The following is a 24,407-nucleotide window of genomic DNA, read 5'->3' as shown; positions in this document are numbered from 1 at the left end:
TTAAATCTTTATCTAGAAATAGGAAAAACAGTTTATGTCTTTAGCCAATAATGATGGAAATCACGATCCTATTGCTTCGGTCTATAACGCTATAGGTGTCACTTCCGAGGCGGAAAGTATAGCACTAGTTTTAGAACAATTAATGCTAAAACACCTCTCTAAAGGAACACATATTCTTGACATTGGTTGCGCTAACGGACAGTTAGTCCAACAGTTTCATATCAGAGGTTATCAAACAACTGGACTTGATTGTTCTGAAAAACTATTGCACCACGCCCAAATGAATGCACCTGAAAGTAAATTTATTCTTAGTGATATACGTAATTTTGAGTCGCTACCCACCTATGATGCAATTTTTTCAAGAAACACTCTCGGCTTCATTCTAAACCTTGAAGAATTGACAACTGTCTTCCGAAACGTATATGCGGCGATGCATAATAATGGTATTTTTGTGTTCGCCATAGTAACTGGGGACAGTGTATTGCGTGATAGTTTTCTACAAGATTACAATATATGTGATGTCAATGATAAATATGTTTATCTTGAAAAAGGCAAATACAACCCAGAAGAAAGGATACGGGAACTCAAGTCCACCACGTTTGAATTGATAAATGGAATTTGGGAGCGTTCGGACAGTACTCTACTGGAAAAAAATTATTTCTCATCAGAAATTCAGTCGGCTTTAGAAAATGTGGGCTTTATAGAAATTAATCAGTATGATAGCAAAGATTTTGGAGACCCTACTCCAGCAGGTGAAGATTGCTTCGTTTGTCGAAAACCATCCCTGACGCCATAGTATAATTGCAGAGATTGGTGGCTAAGTCAAAATTAATTTTTTTGATGATAGGACTTGTCACTTAATAAGCTTTTGATAACAGTATAGTTATCTGAATCAAGAGTTTGGGAATGAGAATTTTTATTAAGCGGCAAGTCAAAATTTAGCTAAACAACTAAAAATAATAAATATTAATAATTTCTTGGCAATGGATAAACAAGATTTTAATTTATCACCAGCGAAAAAAGCCCTTTTAGAAAAATGGAAGAGAGGAAATATTCAAGCTGATATTATCCCCAAACGTCAAGTATTTAAAAATATTCCCTTATCTTTTTCCCAACAAAGACTGTGGTTTATTGACCAGCTTTATCACGGGAGTTCTTTCTACAATATTCCCATCGCTTTTCATATCAAAGGACAGCTGAATATTAAAGTACTTCAGCAAAGTCTGAATGAAATTCTCAAGCGTCATGAAGTTTGGCGCACAACTTTTACCGTTGTAAATGGAGAGCCAGTACAGGAGATTGCACCTCAATTAACTTGGGATTTATCTATTATTAATCTTGAACATTTGTCTGATAATAACTGGGAGTCGGAGGTTAAGCTATTTGCAGCAGAGTCAGCAAAAAAACCTTTTAATTTAGCTAAAGGACTTTTAGTCAGAGCAACTTTACTGCGCTTGAGTGAAGAAGAACACATTTTGCTTGTGACCATGCACCACATTATTACAGATGGATGGTCTTGTAGTGTGTTCCTGCACGAGCTGTCAATGCTATACGCTGCTTTCTTGACAAATCAACCTTCTCCCTTACCCAAACTCCCCATTCAGTATGCAGATTTTGCAATTTGGCAACGCGATCGCATCCAAGGTGAATTTCTCGCAACCCAACTAAATTATTGGAAGCAACAACTCAAAGGTGAGTTACCTGTACTACAATTACCTACATCCCGTCCGCGACCGAAAGTTACTACTTTCAGTGGTGCCAAGCAGTACTTTACATTCTCAAAAGCCCTGACCGATGTACTCAGACAATTAAGCCAGCGAGAAGACGCAACTTTATTTATGAGTTTGCTGGCAGCATTTAACATATTATTATATCGCTACACAGACCAAGAAGATATCTTAATTGGTTCTCCAATTGCCAACCGCAACCGCGCAGAATTAGAAGGGATGCTGGGTTTATTTGTTAATACTTTGGTGTTACGTAATAACCTCAGTGGTAATCCCAGTTTCCGCAAATTTCTACATCGAGTCCGTGAGGTGACTCTCGATGCTTATGCACATCAAGATTTGCCTTTTGAGATGCTTGTGGAAAAATTGCAACCCGAACGCCACTTAAGCCGAAATCCACTTTATGAAATCATGTTTGTCCTGCAAAATACTCCAACGTCTGTGCAGGAAGTGTCTGGATTAACCTTACGTACTTTGGAATTTGATAGTGGAACAGCTCAACTAGATATTTTCTTGTCGATATCTGAATCTCAAGAAGGGTTAACAGGGTCTTTGGAGTACAATACAGATATTTTTGATTCAACAATGATTACTCAATTTATCAACAACTTCCAAACATTATTAGGGAATATTGTTGATAATCCAGAGCAGCGCATCAGTGAGTTGTCACTACTAACTGCTTCTGAGCAAGAACAACTATTATTTAAATTTAATCAAAATATTGCTGATTATCCTCAAGATGCATCTTTGAATCAATTATTTGAGCAACAAGTAGAATTAACACCTGATTCTTTAGCGTTAATTAGCCAGTCTGAGAAACTGACTTATCGTCAACTTAACCACAGAGTTAATCAACTTGCACATTATTTACAGAAACAGGGTGTAACAAAAGAAACGCTGGTAGCTCTATGTGTGGAACGCTCCATAGAGATAGTGACAGGAATTTTAGCTATTCTTAAAACTGGTGGTGCATACATTCCCCTCGATCCAAGTTATCCAGTGGAACGCCTGAATTTCATGCTTTCTGATTCCCAAGCATCGCTGTTAATTACCAAGCAAGAAATATTAGAAAAACTATCATTATCTTCGGCTAAAACCGTTTGTTTAGATATCCAAAAAGATGAAATTAGTCGAGAAAGTTCAGAAAATCCCATTAGCATCTCTGCATCTGATAAGCTTGCCTATATTATCTATACTTCTGGCTCAACAGGAACACCTAAAGGCGTTCTTGGCACTCATCGCGGTACAGTTAATGGCTTACATTGGCTATGGAAAACCTATCCTTTTACCCAAGGAGAAGTTTGTTGTCAAAAAACAGCTATTAGTTTTGTAGATTCTGTATGGGAAATTTTTGCTCCTTTACTTCAAGGAATTCCTACAGTAATTATCAGTAATGCAACTATACTAGACCCGCAACTATTTATAGAAACTCTGGCCGTTCATCAAGTAAGCCGTATTATACTTGTACCCTCACTACTGCGCTTACTGATTAACAATTACAGTCATCTGCTCAAGAAATTATCGCAGCTCAAACTTTGGATAACTAGCGGGGAAACACTATCTATTAACTTAGCTAAAAGTTTCCGAGAATTAATCCCATTTGCAAAACTAATTAACCTTTATGGCTCCTCGGAAGTTTCCGCCAACGCTACTTACTATGATACTAGTTTATTAGAAGACCAAGCAAGCAGTGTCCCTATCGGTCGTGCTATTGACAATACTCAAACTTATGTGTTGAATCGGGTTTTACAATTAACACCTATAGGAGTGATTGGAGAGCTTTATATTGGTGGTGATGGATTGGCGAATGGTTATTTACATCGTCCGGAATTAACTCAAGAAAAGTTTATTGATAACCCCTTTATTTCTGGAACCAACCTTTACAAAACAGGCGATTTTGTGCGTAATCTAAACGATGGGAGTTTAGAGTATTTTGGTCGTCAGGATGAACAAGTAAAAATTAGAGGTTTTCGAGTAGAATTGGATGAAATTACATCTGCGATCGCACAACATCCAGATGTACAAGAATCTGTTGTAATTGCCAGCAATGATGCTCAAGAAAATCAGCGTTTGATTGCCTATGTCGTCACAAATAAACAGGATATAGCTACACAACTGTTGCCCTATTTGCAGCATTATTTGCCTAATTATATGCTACCGTCTGCTTTCGTTATACTGGATAAGCTTCCACTTACACCTAATGGCAAAGTAGACAAGCATTCTCTGCCAATTGATGAAGTTATCCGACCAACTACTATCCAATCATTTGTTGCTCCTCGGAATTTTACAGAATTATCATTAGTAAAACTTTGGGAAAATCTCCTAAATACTAATCCTATTGGGGTAACAGATAACTTCTTCGAGTTGGGTGGTCACTCGTTTTTAGCTGTACGCTTAATGGCTCAAATTCATGACAGATTTGAGCATAATCTTCCCCTGTCTACTCTTTTTGAAAACCCAACAATTGAAAAACTAGCAAGCATTGTCAGTCAGCCAGCCCGTCAGAGTTCTAATTCTCCTTTAGTAGCAATTAACTCTTCTGGTTCTAAGATACCTTTTTTCTGTATGCATGGTGCTGGTGGAGGTATTAGTCACTATTTTAATTTATCCAGAAGACTTGGTGAAGATTATCAATTTTACGCTTTGGAAGATACCTTAGAACAAGACAAACCAGAAATTATTTCAGTAGAAGAGACAGCAACTCGCTACCTCCAAGAAATTCGCAAAATACAACCAAATGGCCCTTATCTTTTAGGTGGTCATTGTTATGGCGGTGTACTTGCTTTTGAAATAGCGCAACAATTACAAAATAAGGGTCAAACAGTAAGTTTATTAGTTGTCATCGATGCCATACTATCAGAAACACCCATTGAATCTACAGACGATGACGATGCAAAATTTTTACTCCGTATCGCTGAATCAATAAAAACCGATAATAATATAGACTTTTTAGTACCTTTTGAAGAACTTCGAGATTTGCCATTAAATCAGCAACTTAATTTTATTAATCAAAAAGCAAATTTCATTTTTAGCGAGCCGGAGATTAACGATTTCCTTCACCATTACAAACTGTTTAAATCTCATGTTCAAGCTATGCGAGGTTATATCCCGCAGATTTATCCTGGAAAACTGACTTTATTCCGAGCAAATCAGGAAATAATTCATGATTTTGAAAACCCCGAATGGAATACCGACGATCCATTTCTAGGTTGGAAGAAATTTTCAAAGCAACCTATACAAATGATTGAAATTCCTGGCGACCATTTCTCAATTTTTGTAGAACCTTATATTCAGGAATTAGCAAGATATCTGAGAGTTTGTATTGATAATGCTGTATAAAATAATGGGAGTAAAAAAGACTGATGAAACTACCTCCAGGGCCAAAAACTCCTGCTTGGTTGCTAGCTCTGCAATTCGAGGCTAACCCCTTTGGCTATATGGATGCTAATTCCCAACTTTATGGGGATATGGTGACTAGAATGCTTGGTTCTACGCCGATGATTTATGTTAGTAATCCTTTAGCTATCAAGCAACTTTTCACCAATACTAGAGAAATTACCGCATCTGGTACCTTGAACCAAGATTTTGCCCTGTTCACAGGAACTCAAGGAATACTGCAACTTGATGGTTTAATTCACAAAAATCGACGTAAGCTCCTCATGCAGGCTTTTCATGGAACGCGAATGCAAGCCTGTGGACGACGTATCTGCGAACTTACACAAAAAATTATGGCTCGACAAGCGATTGACAAACCTTTTATCGCTTACTCAAGCATAGAAGAAATTACGCTGTCGATAGGTATAGAGGTTGTACTGGGATTACCTGAAGGTAAACGCTATGACAAACTCAAGCATTTATTTGTTTCTATGTTCAAATCCGAGCGATCTAAACTTTTTAAATTTATTACCAAACTACCTTTAGGAAACCGGGATTTAGGTCGGTGGAGTCCAGAAGGATATATGCTTCATCTCCGACGGGGAATTTTTCAATTGCTATATACGGAAGTGCAGGAACGCCGCCAGCAAGCAGATTATTTACGCACTGATATGCTTACCGATCTGATATTTGCTGCTGATGAAACAGGTGAACCATTAAGTAATCAAGAAGTGCGCGACCTTCTATTATCGCCTATATTTGCAGCTCAAGACGCTTCCGGAACTGCGATCGCTTGGTCTTTGTACTGGATTCACCGTTTACCTGCTATACGATCGCGCCTGCTGGAAGAAATTGATAGTCTTGGTGAAAACCCAGACCCCTATGAACATTGTCACATTACCCTACCTAAATGCTGTTTGCAACGAAGCTTTACGAATTTATCCAACTCAGTTGTTTGCATTTCCCAGGTTGGTAGAATCGACCGTTGAGATGATGGGTTACGAGTTGAATCCCGGTACAATACTTATTGCTAATATTTATTCTACACATCAGCGAGAAGATTTATATCCCAATCCCAAAGAATTTCAGCCAGAGCGCTTTTTAGAAAAACAATTTTCTCCCTACGAATTTCTCCCATTTGGTGGTGGTTCTCGTATTTGTATTGGCGGGACTTTTGCTTTATTTGAAATGAAACTTATATTAGCAACTATTCTGGCAAATTATGAATTAGAGCTAGTTAGTCAGCGCCCAGAACGTCCCAAATATGGAGGTCTGATTTGTTATCCAGCTAGCGGTGTGAAGATAGTCATACGTAGTCTGCGTCAAAATCAAAGACAATCGCAACCATCCGTAGTCGGTTTAGTTTAAGAACTATCAATTATTTAACATTTGTCAGAAAAATACCAATGAAACTACCTGATGGACCAAAAACTTCTCCCCGATTACTCAATCAATTTGAAACCGATCCTCTTGCCTTCATGGATGCTATGGGCGATCGCTATGGCGACATTTTCACTATTATGGCTGATTCAATACCTCTAGTAATAATCAGCAACCCAGAAGGGATGAAGCAGATTTTTACTAATGCAAAAGAGATTACAGCTTCTGGTAAGTTGAATCAAGGTGGAGAATCAATTGTCGGCAAGTATGGGTTGCTTGCACTAGATGGGTTGCGTCACAGAAATCGCCGTAAGTTGTTGATGTCACCTATGCGCGAAACCCAGACACAAGAATATGGACAGCATATTTGTAGAGTAACAGAAAAAGTAATGAATCAACTGACTTTAGGTAAATCTTTTTTTGCTTACCCCACTATGCAAAAGATTACCTTAGAAGTAGTTTTGCCATCATTATTTGGATTACATCAAGGAGAGCGTTACGAACAATTTCGACAACTGTTTTCTAATTTAATAAGTTACGCTCGGTCTCGCTGGTTAGATATATCTCTGTCCTACCCTTTTCTCAAAAGGGATTTGGGTCGCTGGAGTCCTTGGGGATACTGGCTTCACTTACAACGGCAATTTGACAAACTACTCTACATCGAAATTGAAGAGCGCCACCAACAAGTAAATCTTTTGCGTACCGATGTATTATCAGAACTGGGTCTTGGCTTGCGATGAAATGGGTCAACCAATGACCTATGAATATATACGAGATTTGTTTCCATCATTGCTATTTGGTGGTCAAGATGCGTCAGCTACTGCTATAAGTTGGTCTTTGTACTGGATTCATAGTGTACCTGGTATTCGCGATCGCTTATTAGAAGAACTTGACACTCTTGGTGAATCCCTAGAACCTGCGAAGATTATCGCATTACCTTACTTAAATGCTGTTTGTAATGAATCCCTACGAATTTATCCAACTCAGGTTGTGACATTTCCACGACTTGTAGAATCACCAATTGAAGTCATGGACTACAAATTAGACCCAGGAACCGTAGTAAGAGGATGTATATACTTGACTCATCAACGAGAAGATTTATATCCACAACCAAAGCAATTCAGACCAGAGCGCTTTCTAGAAAAAGAATATTCTCCTTATGAGTTTCTACCATTTGGTGGCGGCGCTCGTCGCTGTCCAGGTGAGCTACTAGCACTTTTTGAAATGAAACTGGTATTAGCAACAATTCTCTCACGCTATCAATTAGCGTTAGCACGTAAAAGAGTAGAGAAACCTAAAGCTAGGGGCGTTAACTATCCTCCTGCTAGTGGCTTGAAGATGGTAATGCTTGGGTCACGGTAATAAGTAAATCAATTAAAAATGACTTCACAAAACCAATCTAAAATAAAAAATGAGATACTTCAAGGTAACATCTTAAAACTGATGTTAAAGTTATCAGCTCCTGGCATTCTAGTAATGCTGCTGATTAATATGAATGCTTTTGTTGATGCTTTATTTGCTGGGCAGTTTATCGGAGAAACAGCAATTGCTGGCATATCTTTAGCTCTACCACTTACTGCTATCATTGATGGTTTTGCTTACTTAGTTGGAACAGGTTCAGCTTCTGTACTGAGCCGAGCTATTGGTGCGGGAGATATAAAAACTCAGTCCAAAATATTTGGCAATTTAATTATAATGGGTATTTTTATATCCTTTTTTATTACTATAATTGGCTACAGTTTTAGTGAAGAATTAATTAAACTAATGGGAGGAAGTGGTCAAGTAGCTTTTGCCGGTTCTGAATATTTTAAAACTTATATACTAGGCTCAGTATTTTATATTTTAGCAGTAGCTTCCAACCAACTTATTAAGTCAGAAGGTAAAGTTAGATTAGCTATGATTTTTGCAGGTATTTATGTCATTATTAATATAATTTTAAATCCTATATTTGTTGTAGTTTTTCATTGGGGTATCCGGGGAATTGCTCTTGCTACTGTTATTGCTATGATAGTATTTTGCATAATAAATTTTATATATTTCTTATCTGGTAAAAGTTCTATTCCAGTGAATCCTAGAAAGCTGGCTCTAGCAATAAATTTACTTCCAGGGATTTTATCAGTGGGAATATCAGCGCTACTCGCTAATATTATGGAATTAGTTCAAAATTTTGTTGTTTTTAAATCTATCTCTTATTATGGAACAAATAGTGATATTGCTTTCTACGGAGCAACTATAAGATTGACTTTATTAGCATTCATTCCTTTAAATGGGTTTGTGCAAGCATTACAACCAGTGATTGGCATAAATTATGGAGCTAAAAATTACGATAGAGTGAGAAAAGCTTATTTTAATTTTAGTATTTCTGTAACTGCTTTGGCTGTATTATTCTGGTTGCCAATGCAATTATCACCAGAAACATTTTTAAGTTGGCTATTGCCAAATTCGACTTTCACAAACAATGATTTACTCAATTTTCGCGTTTTGAGTTTATTAATACCAACAATAGCTTTTGTTCCCTTTGGTTCAGTTTTATTTCAGTCTATAGGAAAGGGTAAAACTGTTTCGATAATAATTATTTTAAACAATATAGTTTTATTTATTCCATTAGTGGTAATTCTATCAAAATTACTAGGTGTAAATGGTGTATATTATGGAATAGTTCTAACAGATTTTTTACTTATGATTGTTGCCCTTTTGTTAACATTTATTGAATTCAAAAAAATGACGATAAATCATCTAAAAGATAATCCTTATTAGACTATTTATAAAGATTCAATTGTATTGATTTTCAATTGTAGTTCTCACACATCCATATATATTCATTATAAAGGCCAAAAAAATGAATCCAAATAATACAGACCTTCAAATCAGCCCAATGGAATGGGTACATGCTTACTGGGTTTCACAGTGTGTCTATGTCGCCGCTAAATTTGGTATTGCTGATTTGCTTAAGGATGGTTCTCAACATTGCGATACTTTAGCTGCTGCAACAAATACACATAGTGATTCTCTATATCGAGTTTTACGGGCGCTCGCCAGTATCGGAATTTTTGCTGAGACACAAACTCGATGCTTTGAGCTAACACCGTTGGCAGATTGCTTGCAAAGCAACGTTCCTGACTCAATTCGTGCTACAGCTATTTTGCGAGGTGAAGAACACTACTATAAATCCTGGGGAAATTTGATGTATAGCGTACAGACAGGGAAAAGTGCCTTTGAAGATTTGTACGGTATGGATTTGTTTAAGTACAACGAGCAAAATCTTAGCCGAGGAGAAATATTTGATCGGGCTATGTCTTCGTCAAAAGACGAATATGCCCCATTAATAGAAGCTTATGATTTTTCGTCAATTGACAAGCTAATTGATATTGGTGGTGGTAATGGTAGTTTACTCACTGCTATCCTCCAAGCTTATCCCACAATAAAAGGAGTGTTGTTTGACCATCCAGATGTGATTGACAGAGCTAATAATTTGCTCGAGACAACAGTTGTGAATGATCGCTGTCAATTAATAGGGGGAAATTTCTTTGATTCTGTCCCAGCAGGAGGAGATGCCTACTTGCTCAAGAATGTTCTTCATAATTGGGATGATAAGCGTGCAAAAGATATTCTTAGGCGCTGTCATAATGCCATGAAAGAACAAGGACGACTATTAGTAATAGACTTCATAATTCCTGCTGGCAATGAGTTTTCTACAGGTAAGTTTATGGACGTAAATATGTTGGTGATGTGCCCTGGTGGACGCGATCGTACTGAAGCTGAGTTTGAAGATTTATTTAAATCAGCAGGTTTCAAACTTACTAAAATTTATCCAACACAATCGGATGTTAGTATTATTGAAGGAGTTAAAATAGATATCAATTAATAATGAAGAATGCTGAGTTAAAAGTGCTGAGTTCTGTGTTGAAAGACAACCCATGTGTATGGTGAAGGAGAATGGAAAGTTCGCACACATGGGGTAGGTAAACGACGGACGTGGCGGAAGTTGCATCTGGGAGTCGATCGAGGAAGCGGAGAGATTTTGGCTCTGACTTTTCCCGTTAAGTCTCGAATGCTGAGTTAAAAGTGCTGAGTTCTGTGTTGAAAGACAACCCATGTGTATGGTGAAGGAGAATGGAAAGTTCGCACACATGGGGTAGGTAAACGACGGACGTGGCGGAAGTTGCATCTGGGAGTCGATCGAGGAAGCGGAGAGATTTTGGCTCTGACTTTTCCCGTTAAGTCTCTCTAGCAAGCTTCCACCCCTCACAGAGGTCGTGTAATTTTAACCAACCTCGCTACAGTACCTGGATATCAATAGGCGTTTTATGTCGATGTTCCAAGTAACCCCCTAAACGAGCGATGCCTACGGTGGTCACTGAGCTTTGTCGAAGTGCGGGCTTCTCTACGAGACGCTTCGCGAACGCCAACGCTTCAACAGCCCAACTAACTGTTAACACCTTGGGTTATCTGGGAGATTTAGCTTTCAAAACGCAAAATTGAAGGGGATTGAGAATTTCAATGGCTGGTGCTAAAGGCTGGGTACGATGTAGGTAAGTCAATTGCAAAAGTTCTACAGCAATCACGCTCAAGAAACCAATTAAAGCCTTCATACCATCAGCAGCAAGTCTGTATCGTTCTACTTGACAAAGCGGTAGCGCAACTAGTAGAACGTCCTATAAAAATAGTTGAGTATCAACGCCATACCTGTATATGTGATTGTGGCAATTTACAAACAGCCGCCTGGCCACAAGACATTATTCCAGGACAAGATTTAGGAACGTCGTTACAGGCATTTTTAGGGTGGGCAAATAATTATGCACATATGCCCTATAAAAAACATATGGATTCACCTTATGGAGCATTTCCTATTTCCCTAGAGGAATTAGAAAAAGCAGATGGCGATATTTTATTTGTGACAACTTATTCAAGGGGTGACAATCAATAGACCTCTTGCAAAAGTGTTTTTTGCAAGAGGTGGGAAAAGGGAAAAGGTTAAAGGGGAAAGCGAAAATAACATACCTTTCCCCCTTTCCCCTTCCCCTTTTACCGACTTCTGCAAGAAGTCTAATTTCTTGAAGATAAACAACGAGAGCCACTTTGGAAAACCCTTAAAGCTGTTCAAGAGAATCATGTTTATTATGTTGATTTTATGTCATGGGCTGCGACAAATATGCTTGGAACTGATGCAGTAATTGATGATCTCTTTAAATATCTCGTCAACACCCCTGAATCCAAATGACCAAACACACGCTATTAGTCTGCAAGTCTTGTCACCGTTCATCTGAAGAACGACCAGAAAATCCGCCTTTTGATGGTGCTATTTTAATTGATCGACTAAACACTTTATGTGTCGAACAATTTCCGTCTGATGAAATTAAAATTCAGCCTGTTGGATGTTTATGGGCTTGTAGTAAAGGCTGTGTTGTATCTGTATCAAGCCATAACAAAGCCACCTATCTTTTTCTTAATCTTACCCCAGAAGATAGCCCAGCAGCATTATTAGAATTTATGCAACTGTATATCAAGAGCCGTAAAGGAGTTTTAGCATGGGAACAGCTTCCTGAGCTTTTACAGTCTGCGATTTTCGCGCAAATTCCGCCTGTAAAATCATAGCTTTGGTAATACAGCACTTCCTGCTGTTATGAAGTACAGTCTCTGTGCATCCACACTCCCTGGTTTTAGACCCTTTCAGCACTAAATACGTACCTCACAATAGCAGGAACTGCTGTATATGTTTTTGCGATCGGGATAAATATCACTTTGACACCCTACTTTTTATTTCATCCTTGACTGCACGTTCCATAAACCAGCATAAATCCCATTTTTCTCTAACAATTGTTCGTGTGTTCCCGATTCCACTAATTCTCCATATTCCATCACATAAATACAATCAGCGTTGCGGATAGTGGAAAGACGATGGGCTATGGCTATCGTCGTTCGATTTACAGTAATCCGTTCCAAAGAACGCTGAATAGCAGCTTCAGTTTCATTATCTACTGCTGAGGTAGCTTCATCTAAAATCAAAATTGGTGGATTCTTTAGAACAGCCCTAGCGATCGCAATTCTTTGGCGTTGTCCACCAGATAATTTTTGACCCCGTTCTCCGACTATTGTCTCATAACCTTGGGGTAGGCGGATAATAAAATCATCAGCTTCGGCAATTTTCGCAGCTGCAATTATTTGTTCGTCGGTAGCATCGAAAGTACCATAGGCAATATTTTCAGCAATAGTACCATGAAATAAAAATACGTCTTGGCTGACCAAACCAATACTGCGACGCAAATCATCCAGATTTAATTTTTGGATATTAATACCATCAATAGCGATCGCTCCAGAAGAAATATCATACAATCGCAATAATAATTTAACTAAAGTGCTTTTACCAGAACCTGTAGAACCAACAATAGCGATCGTTTTACCTGCGGGTATATGTAAAGATAGTTTTTTAATTACTGGCTCTCTATTGTGATAAGCAAAAGTAACTTCTTTAAAGTCTATTTCACCACGCACTTGCTCAATAGGTAAAGATTTCTCTCCCGCCGTAATGTTGATAGGAGTATCTAATAAATCCATGACCCGCTTGGTAGAAGCCATTGACCTTTGATATTTGTCAAATATTTCTCCTAATTCTACGAAGGGCCACAACAATCTCTGTACTAAAACGAGTAAAACACTGTAATTACCAATAGATATCTTACCAGCATACGTTGCCATTCCTCCCCAAAATAATAAAGCTGTAAACCCTGCTAAAACTAGCATTCTAATTAAGGGCACAAATGCAGCAGAAAGTTTAATTGCTTTGGCATTACTTTTTCTATATGCTTCGCTTTCTCCTGCCAGTCTAGCGCTTTCATAATTTTGAGCAGTAAAACTTTTAATTGTGGTAATACCACTGATATTATTTGCTAGCCGTGAGTTTAGAAAGCTTACCCTTTCTCGCACTTCAGCATAACGAGCTTCCAGAAGCTTTTGATATGTAAAGGAACCCCAAATAATAAATGGTATTGGCAACATTGCTACCAAAGTTATAGATACAGGTAAAATTAAAAAACTACCACCAATTAAAATAATAATTGAGGCGATTATACTAATAATTTGATTGGCTCCAAAATTTAAAAAATCTTCTAGTTGGTTGATGTCATCATTCAGAATTGACATTAAACCACCAGTGCTACTTTCTTCAAAGTAAGCTGAATCTAATTCTTGTACATGATTGTAAGCATCCAAGCGTAAATTATGCTGAATGTTTTGGGCTAAATTACGCCAAATTTTATTATACGCATACTCAGAAATTGATTCTAGTATCCAGACAATAATAGTGATAAATGAAAGCAATAAAAATTGCCAAAATACATCTTTTACACCCAACTTGGCAAATACAGAATTTTGCTTTTCCACGAGAATATCTACTGCAATACCAACTAACCACGGTGGTGCTAAATCTAAAATTGTATTGATGATAGAACATGATGTTGCCTGCCAAACTTGTTGACGATATTGGCTACCATAGTTGAGCAAACGTTGTAAAGGTTGGGCTGAGTTTGTTCGATTTTTAGATACTTTAGAAGATTTTGATGTGATTGTCACGACTGTTTATAATTTGTACTTATGTGATTGATGAGAGCAATATCTCTAGTAGAAATCGAATTAGGAATTTAAGTAAATTTGTTTATTATTTACTTTTCCCTTGCGTCCTATCGGTACACACATTGGCGTCTCTACCACTGGATCAGGAATAATCCGACACTCCAACCCAAAAACCTCTTGAACCATTTCTTGAGTCATCACTCGCTTTGGTTCCCCAGCAGCAAAAATTCGACCATCTTTGACTGCAACTAAGTAATCAGCATAACGACACGCTTGATTTAAATCATGCAGTACCATCACAATTGTCCGTCTCTGATTTTGGTTTAACTCATACAACAAATCCAAAATTTCTATCTGGTGCGCTAAATCTAAAAAAGTAGTCGGTTCATCTAAAAGTAAAATCTCTGTATCTTGCGCCAACGCCATTGCAATCCAAGCTCTTTGTCGTTGTCCGCCAGACAAAGTATCTAATGCTCTATTTGCCAATTCCAACAAATCTGTAATTAAGAGTGCCTGCTGCACGATTTTTTCATCTTTTACTGACCACTGCTGTAACCAATTTTGATAAGGATAACGTCCTTGTGCTACTAAATCTTGCACTGTTAACCCTTCCGGTGCTACTGGTCCTTGGGGCAAAATACCTAACTGCTGTGCTACTTCTTTGGTAGAAAGATTAAAAATAGACGTTCCATCAAGATAGACTGTACCGCCACGGGGTTGAAGCAATCTTGCCAGACCTCGTAACAAAGTTGATTTCCCACAACCATTAGCACCAACTAAAGCACTAATTTGTCCAGCCGGGATTGCCAAATTTAGGTCACGGATAATCAGCGCCCCATCATAAGCTAAAGACAGACTTTTAGTTGAGAGTCCTTTCATAGGTGATATTTACCAGCTTTATTTTTTGCGATTACGAATTAATAAATAAAGAAAATAAGGAGCGCCAATAGCAGCAGTTACAATCCCACAAGGAAGTTCGATAGGTGCAAATAGTGTTCTTCCTAGCAAGTCTGCCATCACAACAATCACTCCCCCCAAAAGTGCGGAAGTAGGAATCAAGCCTTCATGGGTTGCACCTACCAACTGTCGTCCTAAATGGGGTGCGATTAAACCAATAAAACCAATATTTCCGGCGGTGGCGACTCCTGCACCTGCTAAGGCTACACCTACCAGTACGAGTAAACCACGTTGCCATTCCACTTGACTACCTAAACTTTTGGCAACATCATCTCCTAAATTAAGAGCGTTCAAATGCCTTGCTAGTGTCAAAGCCATTGGCACAAAAATAATTAACCAAGGTAACAAAGAAAAGACTTGCTCCCAAGTCCGGCCGTAGACGCTCCCAGCTAACCAAACCAAAGCATTGCTAACATCAGAAATTTGGCCAAAGGTAATCATCAAGCTGGTTATGGCACTGGCGATCGCAGACAAGCCAACACCCATTAAAATTAGTAAAATCGGAGAACTACCGTTATTCCAAGCCAGCGAGTAAATTAAAATCGCCATCAGCAATGCACCAGCAAAGGCTGATAGAGGTAAGGTATAAATCGGTGCTGATGGATATAGTACAATTACTGTAACTGCCGCCAAACTCGCCCCAGCATTGATGCCGATAATACCTGGGTCAGCCAATGGATTGCGTGTCAATCCTTGGAAGATAGTACCAGAAATTGCCAGCGCCACTCCCACCATAAAAGCTACAAGGGTGCGGGGTAAACGCAGATTCTGAATCACGAATACATGGTCTGGGTTTCCTGTATCTAAACCCAATATAGTTTTCACGATATCCAAAGGCGAGATTGGATATTCACCCCGCCCTATATTCATCACCATCGCCACTGCGATCGCTACTGCCAAACATAACAGTATGACTGGTACACGTCGGTCGGTGCGGAAAGATATCGCTTGGGAACGAATGACTAGCCAATCAAAACTCATTTTTTCACCTTTGACTTAGCTAGATAGACAAAAAAAGGAGCGCCAACTATTGCTGTCATTACACCTACAGGTAACTCCTGTGGTTTAAACAATATACGGGCAGCAATATCTGCAACCAACAGTAAAATAGCACCCAAAACTGCACAATAAGGTAATATCCAACGATAATCGGCTTTAATGTAAAATCTCACTATATGGGGAACGACTAAACCAATGAAGCCGATTGGCCCTGCAAGGGCAACGGAACTTCCTGCTAGTAAAACTACGCTGATAGCGGTAAATATTTTGATCCAAGCTGTCTGTTGGCCCAAGCCTTTAGCGACATCTTCACCTAGACTCATAGTGGTAATTTGTCTGCCGAGGGTAAAAGCTAATACTAATCCCATACTGATGAAAGGCAGTAGTAGTAAGAATAAATTAAAATCTTGACCAGATAATGAACCAGCTAACCAAAATCTCACTTGTTCGAGTGTTTGTTGACTGACAATGAGGATACCAGTGGTGAAGGAAGAAATCAGAGCAGTTAACGCCGCTCCCGCTACCGTCAAATTCAGTGGGGTGGCTCCTCCCCGTCCTAGAGAACCAAGAATGTAAACTAACACTGCTGTTAATCCCGCACCCAAAAAGGCCACAAGAGCGTAAATACTTGGGGAAGAACTGCCAAAAACAAAAGTTGACACCACGATAAACAGGGCGGCTCCTGACTCAATACCTAAAATACCTGGGGTCTGCTAAGGGGTTTCGTGTCAAACCCTGCATCAATGCTCCCGATACAGCAAGGGCTGAACCTACAACAATAGCAATTAGCGATCGCGGTAATCTCACAGTCTGAATAACTAAGCGATCGTAGTCACCATCAGAGGTTATAAAAGATGTCAAAATTTTGTCTAAAGGTATTTCTATTGCACCTAGCGTCACACTGTACACCAAGCAAATTAGCAGTATACATAGCCCTAAAACCAGACCAAATAAGGCTGATGTTTGTGGCTGTTTCAATCCTCTAGGTGAGACTGTAGTCGCTTTTATCATGATCCTGCCGTAATTTGAAAATATTACGCTCTGCTTGGCTAGTGGTTTGCCAACCCAAAAATGCGCTTGTGAGGGCGGGGTAAAGGGCAAGGGGTAAAGGGTAAGGGATTTAAAACCTTTCCCCTTTCCCCTTTCCTCCGCCAAGTGAACTTGGCGAACTACTAGTTGTTTTTTCAATAAATAATATCAATATTTCACAGTATTTTAATCATCGAATTGATAATCTTTCTTGATAAATATATAGATTACATGATTGTGTAGCCTTTTAGCCATTTTTTAAACGGAATAAAGGATACTGTTACAATTTTGATATTCTTTCTCAAGAAAATGCGATTGTTAGATCGACTTAAATCTGCTATAACTCTCTTTATCTAGTTCAACTTCTCGATAGCCAGAGTAGTCATATCGTGTCCGGTTAAAGACTTATCATTACAGCTATTTTCAGGTAAATAGACCACGCTGTAGGGGCACAGCATTGCTGATATGTGTCAACTTTAGCTGGAAATAGCTTATCTGTTGGCTGACATCCCCACCCGAAAATAAATTTTCAGGCTTTTAGCTTAAGTCTACAGAAGTAGACTGGAGATTTTTGGCGATATTTAGTCATATAAAGATGACTTTCGCTATGAGGCGGGAATTAAAATTCCCGACGGACAAGGGGTTTGGCGTTAAGCTGAATTGTGACAATGGTTTCTTAGAAAATGAATGACTAAAGTCCTGATTACGAACTTACTAGTAAATCAATTTGTATTAATTGGATAACACTCCTGCAATACTCGTCAATTCCATAATTTTCTCAAACTGAAAATCATGAGCTAAATTTTTGATAAAATTTTGCAGTACAGCATTTTCTGAAGGGATTTGCTCAATTAATTCTAAAATCAGGTCATCACTACATTGAGCTGCGGCAGTATATAACTGTTTCACCCATTCAGGGGACATTTCAGATAATAGATTCACTAAATCCGTGAGCGTCAATATTGATTTTGGTCTTTGTTGCTTTAAGTTTGTTAGCTGATAGCTTTCTTGTTGATAAATATATTGAACTCCCAAATATTCGCTCAACTTTTCTAGTAATTCTTCCTCGCGGAAAGGCTTGTTAATATAATCGTCGCAACCCGCTTTGATTATTGCCTCTCGTTGTTCCTCAAAAGCATTAGCAGTTAAGGCAATAATAATTGTCTTCCAATTTGGAATTTGGGATTCGGTATTTTGGTTTGAGGTTTCTTCTTTAGTTTTAATTAGGTTTGTGGCTTCGTAGCCGTCCATAATTGGCATCCGCATATCCATTAAGATTAGATGTGGTTGCCATGTCTGCCAAAGTGCGATCGCTTCAATGCCATTTATTGCTTCTTGGACTGCAAAACCGATAGATGTCAAAATTTTCTTTAACACTAAACGGCTGTCTGTGGAATCATCAACCACTAAAATACGGTATTCACTTTGAGCAGGCGCTAAACTAATAACTTGGGGTTTAGTTTGTTCAATCTGGATTTCGCTGGCTATGGCTAAACCAATTTGAATATCAAAAGTAAATTTACTTCCCTCGCCAATAGTGCTGGTGACGCTAATATCTCCTCCCATTAGTTGCACATATTTGCGGCTAATTGCTAAACCTAGTCCTGTTCCCTGTTGCGATTTTCTTCCGGTTTCAGTTTGCCCAAAAGCTTCAAAGAGCAAGTCAATTTCTTGTGGGGCAATACCGCGGCCAGTATCTTGTACCTCGAAGGTTAGGAATTGGGCATTGGGGAGGCAGTGCGGTCTTTCCCCAAGTGGAGCAACTGCCGTCATTGGGCATTGGGAAAGAGAAGGCAGGAGGTGAGTCCAGTCCCCATCTTGGCTTCTGTCGAGAGGGGGAACTGGCGAACCCGAAGGGCAGGAGGCAGGAGGCAGAAGTTCTTTAATTTTGAATTTTGAGTCGCACTTTTGGTGCGCTTCTAGCGCAACTTGAATTTTGAATTGATTTCTCTCCTGCTCCCCTGCTCCCCGGTCACTGAGCGTAGTCGAAGTGCTGCTCCCCTGCTCCCTAATCCCCACCCGCAGCGTTACCCTGCCAGTATCGGTAAATTTGATTGCATTTCCCAAGAGGTTAAGTAAGACTTGACGCAGTTTACTTTCGTCAACTTGGATGTATTGGGGAAGGTGAGATGTATATTCAAAGACCAATTCCAATCCTTTGGAGGTGGCGCGGAAGCGCAACATCTCTTCAAGGTTTTCCAAGAGGCGAATTAAGTCAAAGCTGTTGAGATTTAAGGTTATTCTGCCAGCTTCGATTTTAGACATTTCCAAAATGTCGTTGATTAAATTCAGGAGATGTTCGCCAGCACGATTGATGATTGCTAGATTTTGCTGATGTTCAGTTGATAAATCGCGATCGTGGCTCATGACTTGGGTAAAACCGAGGATGGCGTTAAGTGGAGTACGCAGTTCGTGACTCATGTTGGCCAGGAATTCGCTTTTAGCACGATTAGCAGCATCAGCAACGATCACAGCTTCTTGCAATGCTTGTGATTGCCTTTGAGTTTGCGCTAGCAATTGTGCCTGCTGTAAAGCAACACCCAACTGATTGCCAATTTGAACTACGATATTGATTTCTCCTGGTTTCCATTGGCGGGGATCGGAATTTTGATAACTCGCCAGCAACCCCCAAAGCTGACTACCGTGTAAAATCGGAACAATAATGTAGGCTTTAGCCTGAAAGCGCTCTAAGAGGTTGATATAAGCAGAATGAAAATCAGCGTTGTAAATGTCTGAAACACAGATGAAACTCGCACCTGGGGTTACTTGCAGATCGGGATATTCCACTTGATTATCGGCGCTATCCAAAATTTTCGCCAGACAACGCCCATCTTGTAAAACACCTTCTGTGAGATGAGGATCGTTGTTGTGTTCTTCTATGAGAGAAATCCAACCGTTACCCACCGATTCCGAAACAAATTCGCCATTCCAGTTGGGATTGAAACGATAAACAACAACCCGATCGCAGTTTAGTACTTGGCGCAATTCTTCGGTTGTCGCTGCAAATATCGTCTCTAAATCCAGTGTTTGGCGCATTCTTTGAATCACTTGCGCGATCGCTCTTTCTCGCTCTGCACTCTCACGCAAGGCTTCTTCTGCCAATTTTCTCTCGGTAATATCAGTAATTGTACCGATGTAGCCTTTAATTTCTCCATCATCTCTAAATTCTGGCAAAGCATGACAAATTACCCAAACAACTGTACTATCATCATGCAAAAAACGATGTTCGTATTTATAGGTTGACTTAGCAGCTGTTGCTTGATTCCATGCCAACAATAGCTGCTCGCGATCGTCTGGATGTACGGCATTTGCCCAATGTGTTCCCAGAGATTCTTCTAAACTATATCCAGTAATTTCACTCCAGCGTTGATTAAAATATAAAACATTGCCATCCACATCAGTATGAAAGATACAAGCTGGTGAAGCTTCTGCCAGAAGTTGATATCGTTGCTGACCTGATTGCAAAGCTAGTTCTGCCAATTTGCGATCGTTAATGTCTGCCCAATAACCAACCCATTCGATCGGGGAATTCGCTTCGTCACGAATTAACCTCATCTCTTCGTAGAACCAGTGATAAGTTCCGTCAGCGTGTAACCAACGGTATTCATAAGAAATGTACTCCTGCTTAATAAAATGGGAAAATTTTTCTGAGATCGGTTTAATATCTTGTGGATGGACGCGATCGAGCCAAAAACTGGAGTTATCGATAAATTCTTGCGCTTCATAGCCCACCATTTCTTTAACGTTTTCACTGATAAAAGTAATGCTAAAATTCTCTGAGGTTTTGCTGCTATAAATGACTACAGGGCTAGAGGTGAGCAGATATTGTAGGCGTTCGTTGACTAAACGCAGTTCTTGTTCGACCTGTTTGCGTTCGCGTAAAGCTGCATGTAATTCGCTAATTTCTACTAAAACTGTGCCAACACCAGAGGGGCGATCGCCTTCACCTACAATCGGAAAATAAGAAGCTAAGAAGTGGCGGATAATATCTGGTTGTTTGATTGATGTGCTGCTTAATTCTTGATTAATAATCGGTTGACCAGTTATTAGAACTTGTTGATAAATTGGTTCTACTAAAGGGGCGATGTTGGGTAAAACTTCATGGATGGTCTTGCCAATATGAGCTTGCTGGGGTAGTCCATTAATCTCCGCCAACAGTTGGTTAATTTGCACAAACCGCAGTTGGTTATCTACAATATTCATACCGACGGGAGCGCTGCTAAAAAAGGCATTGAGACGAGCTTCTCTGAGCGCTAATTCTTGTTCTAAGGTTTTGCGCTCAATCAACCCACCCAATTGAGCCGCAACAGCGCTGACTAGCAAGAGCAGACGCCGATCTACCAATACTGAGCTACGTTTAAAAAACACTAAAACAGCTAATACTTGGTTCCCAGCCAGTATGGGAACACCAAAACAAGCTTTGAATCCTACCTTGGCGGCTTGTGGCGATGCCTGCGGCGGGCTACACCTACGCAAGAAAACTGGTTCTGTAACTTTAGAAACATCTTTTATCCATTCTGGTTCTTGACTCTGCCAAACTCTTCCTGGTAATCCCACTCCCAGAGCAAATTTCAAAGTTTGGCTTTGCTGGCAGAATTCTTCTAAGCTGCTCTCCTCTCCGTACCAACCCAGACTGTGTTCTAAAACAGTACCATCTTCATTAGGTATCCAGGCTTCACCAAAATCCCAGCCAATGGTCTGACAAATTAAGCGCAAGACCACTGCTAAGGCGCTGTTGACATCGCTAGCGCGAGTGATAGCTTGGGTTGTCAACAGCAACAAACGGCTTTCATTTTCTGCCTGTTTGCGTTCAGTAATATCTTTAGTGGTTCCCAGTACGTACCATTGCCCATCAATCTCGATCATTTCTGCACTCAACAGTGTTGTCCTAATTTCTCCTGTTGAAGTGCAGACATCAATTTCATAGTTGCGGATGGCTTTTGCTTGTTGCAGAATGTGGATGAGAAAATTATATTCTTCTGGATTCACCCAAATATGCAATTCTTCATCGGTGCGATCGATCGCTTGAGAGCGAGAATAACCAAAAAACCGACAAAAGCTGTCGTTTACTTCGATGTAGCGTTTCCCCTCAACAGTAATTAAGGCAATTGGATCGGGAGATGACCGGAAAGCTGATGCTAACTTTTCTTCAGAAGCCCGTCGTGCTGCTTCTGCGCGTTGGCGTTCTTTTGCCTCCAATACCAAGGATACTAAATTACCCAGAGAGCGAGCGAAATTTTGGTCTTCTAGCGTCCAATGATGAGTAACTTTCACTGCCTCCAAACATAAAACTCCTACGGTCTTTCCCTCCAGCCTAATAGGTGTATCGAGGATAGAGGTGATGTTTAATCTTGAGTAAGAGGCAGAAAATTCTTTAATTCTGGGATCGGTATGAGCATCATCTGCGGCGATTGATTGGTTTTGCTGCAAAGCTGTAAAATAAATTGGATAGTCTGCTACTGATAAGAAAAGTCCTTCGCTATGTTGATTGCGACTGCCCTCAAATAGATCGAAACACTGGATTTTTATATCTGTTGCGTCATACAGCCAGACACTAGCTCTTTCTACACCAATATTTTTGACAGCTGTTTCTGTGATTTTACCCAAGGCTGCTTTCAAATCACCCTGATAAAGTATTTGATTTTGTGCCAATTGTGTGAGCACGAGATTATGATTGCGGAGCTTAATCGCGCTTTCTCGAAGTAATTTTTCTATACCTCGACGCTGCGTAATATTACTAGCAGTGCCTGTCATGCCTATAACTTGACCGTCTTCGTTGCGTAATGCGATCGCATTCAACATTAGATAAAGTAAAGTACCATCTTTAGCTACACAGGTAGTTTCATGCTGAAAGATAGACTTTCCTTGAAGAACACGCTCAAAGGCTACTTTATCTTGAACAACTTGTGTAGGAGAAATGAAATCAATTAAGGCACGCCCGATCATTTCTTGCGGTTCGTAGCCAGAAATCTGCTTGACTGCTGGATTGACAAAGGTAATTAGTCCATCAATGTCCACCGACCAGATCATGTCCTGGGATGTCTCCACTAAAAGCCGATACTGACTTTCACTCTTCTTCAGGGCGGCTTCGACTACCAGGCGTTCGCTTTGATAAACTTCTCTACAAAAGGCTTTGCTAATGCTAACGGGAATTTCTTTAAAAATATCTTCTATTTGTCTGTTGCGAATATTTAACTCAACTGTAAGTCGTTGACGCTCTTGAATTTCCTGTTGCAGTTGGGCATTTGTTTCTTTTAACTGTTTTTTCAGTCTTTGGACATTGAGTTGATTTTGGACGCGTAATAAAACTTCTTTAGTTTGGAATGGTTGAGTAATATAGTCAACATTGTCTAAATTTAAAATGTTTATTTTTTCAAATAAATCATCGATAATTCCGAAAAGAATTATCGGAATATCTTGAATTTTATCGTTAGCTTTCAGATATTGACATACTTGATAATCATCCCTCTCTATAATGAGAACATTTAACAAAAGCAAATCCGGGGGAAAAACGAGTGCCGTCTTGATTGCCAATTGCCCAGAAATGACATTTTCTACCTGATAACCTTGGTGTTGAAGGATGTGTGATAAAAAATGTAAATTTTCTAAGTTGTCATCAACTAATAAAATTTTTATTTTTTGAGCATCCATATCAGTTACTAAGTTAATTTTAAATCAGGAAGAATTTCTGGAATAAAACTGAACATGAAATCATAAAGCAAAACTCTGTCACCGGATTGTAAATAAAATCATCCTCGCTTACAACTATACTTCAGCGCTGGGTGTATATAAAAGTTGCATATCAAGCAAGATAACTGTTCATATCATGTCTGCTTGATTACTTAATTAAATCCGAAGAATCCCAAACAGCCAAAGCTACGGTGTACATACAAGTCCTAAAAATTTAGGTTGATGAGGCTTGACTCGTTCCCAGTCTCCGACTGGGAATGCATTCATTGAGTCTCTGACTCAATCTCTGACTGGAGACAGCAGCCCCCAATCAGCCATTGCCATGCTCTGTATGAGAACGAGATAAATCTAAGAACAATCCGAAATCAAGCTTTTTTCTACTTGTGTCCACATCGTAGCCCTTCCCATTGGGGAGACGCCAAAAGCGTTAGCAAGTCTTCATACGGCAAGCTACGTCCAGCGTCTTTGTCAATCTCACCCTGAGATCGGGCTAGAACTTCTGACTACAAGCGAATTTAATTAAATTTACATTAATTAAATTTACATTACAAGAAATAGTGGGAAGTTTGAAAGCCCACCAGTAGCATCTTGAAAATCCAAAAAGTTTTCAAGATGCTACTTCCTTTAGGGGTGGGATGAAAAACGACTCAAGCGGACAACAGTTGCTTTATGCAGGCGTTC

The 24,407-nt window shown here is 39.5% G+C and carries 11 protein-coding genes and 6 pseudogenes; 11 read left to right on the top strand and 6 right to left on the bottom strand.

All coding sequences use genetic code 11. The features are described from left to right. Positions 1-34 precede the first annotated feature (34 nt). From NSTCB13_RS07640 to NSTCB13_RS07600, 9 genes and pseudogenes are all read left to right on the top strand, one after another. Positions 35-796: a class I SAM-dependent DNA methyltransferase gene (locus NSTCB13_RS07640; protein WP_445629005.1), complete on the top strand. Its 762-nt coding sequence runs from the start codon at positions 35-37 to the stop codon at positions 794-796. Between the two features lie 187 nt (positions 797-983). Further along, positions 984-5,066, top strand: coding sequence for a non-ribosomal peptide synthetase (locus tag NSTCB13_RS07635; protein WP_448271848.1), 4,083 nt, complete (start codon positions 984-986; stop codon positions 5,064-5,066). A 23-nt stretch (positions 5,067-5,089) separates the two neighbouring features. Beyond that, positions 5,090-6,470 (top strand): annotated as a pseudogene (locus tag NSTCB13_RS07630) (cytochrome P450). 38 nt (positions 6,471-6,508) lie between these two features. Then, a complete protein-coding gene (locus tag NSTCB13_RS07625) occupies positions 6,509-7,222 on the top strand; it encodes a cytochrome P450 (protein ID WP_448271847.1) in 714 nt (237 codons plus the stop codon). 1 nt (position 7,223) lies between these two features. Next, a complete protein-coding gene (locus tag NSTCB13_RS07620) occupies positions 7,224-7,844 on the top strand; it encodes a cytochrome P450 (RefSeq protein WP_448271846.1) in 621 nt (206 codons plus the stop codon). 18 nt (positions 7,845-7,862) lie between these two features. Beyond that, positions 7,863-9,239, top strand: a complete 1,377-nt coding sequence (locus NSTCB13_RS07615) for an MATE family efflux transporter (RefSeq protein WP_448271844.1) — start codon at positions 7,863-7,865, stop codon at positions 9,237-9,239. Between the two features lie 82 nt (positions 9,240-9,321). Further along, a complete protein-coding gene (locus tag NSTCB13_RS07610) occupies positions 9,322-10,347 on the top strand; it encodes a methyltransferase (protein ID WP_445629000.1) in 1,026 nt (341 codons plus the stop codon). 54 nt (positions 10,348-10,401) lie between these two features. Further along, positions 10,402-10,506 (top strand): annotated as a pseudogene (locus NSTCB13_RS07605) (IS5/IS1182 family transposase); the annotation flags it as partial. Between the two features lie 72 nt (positions 10,507-10,578). Beyond that, positions 10,579-10,683, top strand: a pseudogene (locus tag NSTCB13_RS07600) (IS5/IS1182 family transposase); the annotation flags it as partial. A gap of 79 nt (positions 10,684-10,762) precedes the next feature. Here NSTCB13_RS07600 and NSTCB13_RS07595 read toward each other — a convergent pair. Continuing rightward, positions 10,763-11,107: pseudogene (locus NSTCB13_RS07595) on the bottom strand (hypothetical protein); the annotation flags it as partial. 5 nt (positions 11,108-11,112) lie between these two features. Here NSTCB13_RS07595 and NSTCB13_RS07590 point away from each other — a divergent pair. Further along, positions 11,113-11,310: pseudogene (locus tag NSTCB13_RS07590) on the top strand (IS66 family transposase); the annotation flags it as partial. 389 nt (positions 11,311-11,699) lie between these two features. After that, a complete protein-coding gene (locus tag NSTCB13_RS07585; protein ID WP_322711383.1) occupies positions 11,700-12,077 on the top strand; it encodes a DUF1636 family protein in 378 nt (125 codons plus the stop codon). 162 nt (positions 12,078-12,239) lie between these two features. Here NSTCB13_RS07585 and NSTCB13_RS07580 read toward each other — a convergent pair whose 3' ends face one another. The 5 genes and pseudogenes from NSTCB13_RS07580 to NSTCB13_RS07560 all read right to left on the bottom strand — a co-directional run bounded on the left by NSTCB13_RS07580 (position 12,240) and on the right by NSTCB13_RS07560 (position 23,687). Beyond that, entirely contained in the window at positions 12,240-14,051 is a 1,812-nt protein-coding gene (locus tag NSTCB13_RS07580) for an ABC transporter ATP-binding protein (protein ID WP_445628999.1), read from the bottom strand. A gap of 60 nt (positions 14,052-14,111) precedes the next feature. Continuing rightward, a complete protein-coding gene (locus tag NSTCB13_RS07575) occupies positions 14,112-14,930 on the bottom strand; it encodes an ABC transporter ATP-binding protein (protein WP_448271843.1) in 819 nt (272 codons plus the stop codon). An 18-nt stretch (positions 14,931-14,948) separates the two neighbouring features. Further along, complete coding sequence (locus NSTCB13_RS07570; RefSeq protein WP_448271842.1) at positions 14,949-15,989, bottom strand: FecCD family ABC transporter permease; 1,041 nt, start codon at positions 15,987-15,989, stop codon at positions 14,949-14,951. Further along, positions 15,986-17,018 (bottom strand): annotated as a pseudogene (locus NSTCB13_RS07565) (FecCD family ABC transporter permease). The gene NSTCB13_RS07570 and the pseudogene NSTCB13_RS07565 overlap by 4 nt, the downstream one beginning before the upstream one ends. 750 nt (positions 17,019-17,768) lie before the next feature. Further along, entirely contained in the window at positions 17,769-23,687 is a 5,919-nt protein-coding gene (locus NSTCB13_RS07560) for a PAS domain S-box protein (protein WP_448271841.1), read from the bottom strand. Between the last annotated feature and the right edge of the window lie 720 nt (positions 23,688-24,407).

Source organism: Nostoc sp. DSM 114160, assembly GCF_053470305.1.
This window is presented reverse-complemented; position numbering and strand designations above follow the sequence as displayed.

Excerpts from the sequence above, each read along its gene's own strand:
- NSTCB13_RS07635 (WP_448271848.1), top strand. The coding sequence starts at position 984 with ATGGATAAACAAGATTTTAATTTATCACCAGCGAAAAAAGCCCTTTTA.
- NSTCB13_RS07585 (WP_322711383.1), top strand. The coding sequence starts at position 11,700 with ATGACCAAACACACGCTATTAGTCTGCAAGTCTTGTCACCGTTCATCT.
- NSTCB13_RS07620 (WP_448271846.1), top strand. The coding sequence starts at position 7,224 with ATGGGTCAACCAATGACCTATGAATATATACGAGATTTGTTTCCATCA.
- NSTCB13_RS07625 (WP_448271847.1), top strand. The coding sequence starts at position 6,509 with ATGAAACTACCTGATGGACCAAAAACTTCTCCCCGATTACTCAATCAA.
- NSTCB13_RS07615 (WP_448271844.1), top strand. The coding sequence starts at position 7,863 with ATGACTTCACAAAACCAATCTAAAATAAAAAATGAGATACTTCAAGGT.
- NSTCB13_RS07610 (WP_445629000.1), top strand. The coding sequence starts at position 9,322 with ATGAATCCAAATAATACAGACCTTCAAATCAGCCCAATGGAATGGGTA.
- NSTCB13_RS07560 (WP_448271841.1), bottom strand. The coding sequence starts at position 23,687 with ATGGATGCTCAAAAAATAAAAATTTTATTAGTTGATGACAACTTAGAA.
- NSTCB13_RS07640 (WP_445629005.1), top strand. The coding sequence starts at position 35 with ATGTCTTTAGCCAATAATGATGGAAATCACGATCCTATTGCTTCGGTC.
- NSTCB13_RS07575 (WP_448271843.1), bottom strand. The coding sequence starts at position 14,930 with ATGAAAGGACTCTCAACTAAAAGTCTGTCTTTAGCTTATGATGGGGCG.
- NSTCB13_RS07570 (WP_448271842.1), bottom strand. The coding sequence starts at position 15,989 with ATGAGTTTTGATTGGCTAGTCATTCGTTCCCAAGCGATATCTTTCCGC.